We start from the raw sequence: 3813 nt of genomic DNA on the forward strand, positions 1-3813 counted from the left end.
CAAGTTATATAGATGGTATTTAAATAATTTTAAAGAACAGAGAGAGCAAGAGTTGCTCACGAAAAAGCTTAAAAAGTAGCACTTAATTTTAAAGACTACCAAAAGCTCACAAAACACAACAACAACAAAATCCTATTCATCAACTTGTAGCCAAAGTAAATGAACACCACAACCTCACTTCTAAACAAGAGGGCTGGACAAATTGTACTAGCTCATTTCTTAGCCTTTTTATTTATTGTGCTAACCCCACTAGTGGCAGCTGCTCAGAACTACAGCGGCCCACTTGTTATTACAAAGGGCGGAACTTACACAGGAAACTGGGAGTCTCGCGATACCAACATCCCTGCAGTAGAAATCACTACTTCAGAGCCCGTAGTGATCATTAATTCAAATATTCGTAGCGCTGGCCGCCTTATTCGTTTTACTGGTGCAGTTGCAAACATCACAGTTAGACACACCAATGGCTATGGCCTCACTCCTACACCATGGAAAGGCTATAAAAAATCTAGAAATTTCCTTGTTGCAGATGAATTCAAGAATATAGTGGTAGAGAACTGCTACTTTGAAGGTATTGCTGGTATAAACCTGGGGGGGCGCTACCAAGGCAACGGAACACCGAGTGAAACAATCAAAATCCGTTACAACAAAATTAAAAATATAGATGGCCGTATACACGGGGGCTGGGAAAAAGTAAACTTTGTTGGCTTACACTTCAGAAACGGCATTAGCCATGCAGAAATCGCCTGGAATCAGATTATCAACGAAGCGAACAACTCTGTGGTTGAAGATAACATCAACATTCACAATGCCCGCGGAACAGCCAACTCTCCTATTAAGATCCACAACAACTATATCCAAGGATCTTACCCACTACCTGCAACATCAAGCACATACACAGGTGGCGGTATTCTGGCAGATGGAGATGGAACACCAGACACCTCTCCTGCCTTCCTGGATGTATACGAAAACCAACTAGTAGGGTTAGGGGCTTACTCTCTCGGCATAGCTGGCGGCCATAACATTCGCTACCACCACAACCGGGCAATTAATGCCACTACCTTTGCGAATGGCGCACCTTTCAACATGTACACAGGCGGCCTATGGAGCAAGGACTACTATCACAAAGGCTCTATGTATGAAAACTCTGTTGATAATAACACAGTAGCCATTTATGCCCGCAATTACCCTAATCTTAGAAACAACGTTACAGTAGCAGAGGGGGCTACCTTCAGAGACAATATCTTCCCTTTAAATACTGTAATTACATTAGAGGATGAGCAGAACGAATTCAAAAGCTGGAATCAGAAGTTGCAGAAAAACGGCATTGTATTAGGACCCAATGGCTCAAGCCAACCAGCTCCAGCCAATGCAGCACCTACTGTAGCCATCACCTCTCCTTCCAATAATTCATCTTACACAGAAGGCAGTATTTCGGTATCTGTTGCTGCAGATGACTCAGATGGATCAGTAAAAAAGGTTGAGCTATTCCAGGGCAGCACAAAAGTTAGCGAAAAAACGTCAGGCCCGTTCAATTTTACACTTAGCAACCTAACAGCTGGAAGCTATACGTTAACCGCTAAAGCCACCGACGATGATGGCGCCTCAACTACTTCAAAGGCCATTCAGCTGAATGTAACTAAAGCAGAAGGCAAAACACCGTCGCCACAAGCACCTCAAGCACCACAAACAGAAACGCAGGGTGCCATCACAAGAGAATTCTGGTCGAACCTGCCTTATGGTTCGGTTAATGTAATACCGGTTAGCAAAACTCCTAACAGCACTACTACCTTATCTTCTTTTGAGGCACCGTCTAATGCAGGAGATAACTACGGACAGCGCATCAGCGGCTATATTACAGCACCACAATCAGGCCAGTATACCTTCTGGATTGCTGGAGACGATGACGCAGAATTATACCTGAGCACATCAGAAGATCCTAATAGCAAAAAAAGGATTGCATATGTAGATGGATATACTAACTCACGTGAGTGGGAAAAGTATAAGTCTCAGAAATCGGCAAGTGTATCTCTTGAAGCAGGAAAGCGCTACTACATTGAAGCACTACACAAAGAAAACAGTGGCGGAGACAACCTGGCCGTAGCGTGGCAAATGCCAAACGGTGCTAAGGAAATGCCGATTTCCGGAAACAGTTTATCTCCTAAGGGCAGCACCAAACCAACAGTAGCTACTACTGGTAAAATTGAGCGTGAATTCTGGGGTAATGTAAGTATAAAATCAGCGGATGATATCCCTGTAAATAAAACCCCAGACAGCGTAACAGAACTAACGCTTTTCGAAGCGCCATCTAATGCAGGCAACGACTACGGCCAGCGTATCAGAGGCTATATCACAGCCCCACAAAGCGGTGAATACACGTTCTGGATAGCAGGTGATGATGAAGCTGAGTTATGGTTGAGCACTTCTGATAACCCGAACAACAAAAGCAGAATCGCTTATATCAACGGCCCTAACAACTGGACTAACTCAAGAGAGTGGAACAAGTATTCTTCTCAAAAATCAGCTAAGGTAAACTTGAAAGCAGGTCAGCTGTACTACATAGAGGCTCTGCATGTAGAGCACGGAGGTGGAGATAACCTGGCAGTAGGCTGGCAATTACCTGACGGTGACATGGAGCGCCCAATTGCAGGAAACAGACTAACTGCTTTTGGCAGCTCACTTACCAGCACCAGCTCTAGCGCCATGACAGCCAGCTCATTTGAAACTGAACCACTGTTTAACCAGGTTTCAGCCTACCCTAACCCATTCAATGAAGTAATCACATTGAACATGGGAGAACAGGAAACAGAGCTTAAAGAGGTTGTTATACTAGACCAGACAGGAAAGGTTATTTATAAGCAACAGAATCTGACCTTAGAGGGCAACAAATTGACAATCAACCTGGCAGGTGCAGGACTTAAAAGAGGTTTATACTTCTTAAGATACGCTGACAAGGCAGGTGCTACTAAAACATTGAAAGTTGTAAAGCAATAACAAATTCAAAAGCTTGTATAAAGCAAAAGCCCCGGCACAAAGTGCCGGGGCTTTTGCTTTATACAAGCTTTCACAAAATCTACCTTCCCAACTGGTTATTCCAGAATGTGAGCCCTCTTAAATTTTAGCGTCTTGCACTGCCCTGTAAGCTACTAAATAACCTTAACAACATAGTAGTTTTCTTCAATCTAAATGCTTCTTAAAGGCACCATTCCTCTGATAACAACTAACCTTGCAGAGTGTCCAAACAGCCACTAGTAAGCATGCAGCCATTCCTAAAATCTTAGGTGCCTCTACCATAGCAGCGCTAAGACTGATCAACTTACTCCATTCTTGCAATATACTTCCACCGAAAGCATCAACAGCTGCTAAAACTCATATAGCTTATCATAACTTCAAGCTAGAGTCACTCCTAAAGAAGTAAGTTCATTAAACCTTCCTACGCCTATCTCTCCTACTAAATAAGTTCTTTAGATTCACGGTTTAACAGATTAATCATCCTGATAAACAATCAGAAATAGGGTGTAATCAGATGCCCTTATGACAACAAATAATTCTGTCATGAGGATTATATTTACTTATCCCCACACTGCATACATCAGCTGTTTCAAGCTTTTAGATTCGCTATCATTTTTCACTATTATTTGGCAAAATGTCAAGAGACCAAAAACACGAGCTACAATCTTTACCCTTTGCAGCCACTTAAAAAATAATACAAATTCACCCTTCCCTCAGTATCTATAAAATTCAACTTAACTAAACCTAACCTTTTTTGAACTGAAAGCCGTGCATTTACTTGATTTTATATACAAAACCATATAT

Annotated in this window: 1 protein-coding gene; it reads left to right on the plus strand. The window is 42.4% G+C overall.

What is annotated here, in order from left to right; translation table 11 throughout:
* Positions 1-159 precede the first annotated feature (159 nt).
* Positions 160-2991, plus strand: coding sequence for a PA14 domain-containing protein (locus ACFQ2O_RS20530; protein ID WP_377532517.1), 2832 nt, complete (start codon positions 160-162; stop codon positions 2989-2991).
* The last annotated feature ends 822 nt before the right edge of the window (positions 2992-3813 follow it).

Source organism: Pontibacter rugosus (assembly GCF_042678745.1).
GTDB classification, from domain to species: domain Bacteria; phylum Bacteroidota; class Bacteroidia; order Cytophagales; family Hymenobacteraceae; genus Pontibacter; species Pontibacter rugosus.